At 44.4% G+C, this 333-nt stretch carries 2 rRNA genes; both read left to right on the top strand.

The annotated features are described in order from the left end of the window. Positions 1-93 (top strand): 23S ribosomal RNA (locus M0415_RS21335); the annotation flags it as partial. A 176-nt stretch (positions 94-269) separates the two neighbouring features. Continuing rightward, positions 270-333 (top strand): 5S ribosomal RNA (rrf, locus tag M0415_RS21330); the annotation flags it as partial.

Raw genomic sequence — 333 nt, 5'->3', positions numbered from 1 at the left:
AGCCGTTCGAGACTAGGACGTTGATAGGTCAGGTGTGTAAGCGTTGTGAGGCGTTGAGCTAACTGATACTAATGACTCGAGAGGCTTAACCATACAACCCAGATGGGTTTTACTGAAAATGTTCCAGACATTTTCCAGTACTTCCTCCTTCCCTGGAGGTCGTACAGTACTTAGCTTGAATACAAACACTTAAGAAGTGCAACTCAAACCAGCTTTCCGAATTCATTTACTGCCTGCGACAATAAGACAGGTAGTGAATAACAAATTTGCTTGGTGACAATAGCATTGTGGTCCCACCTGATCCCATCCCGAACTCAGAAGTGAAACGCAATC

The sequence above is a fragment of the Shewanella sp. 10B genome (assembly GCF_023475885.1).
Lineage (GTDB): Bacteria > Pseudomonadota > Gammaproteobacteria > Enterobacterales > Shewanellaceae > Shewanella > Shewanella mangrovisoli.
This window is presented reverse-complemented; position numbering and strand designations above follow the sequence as displayed.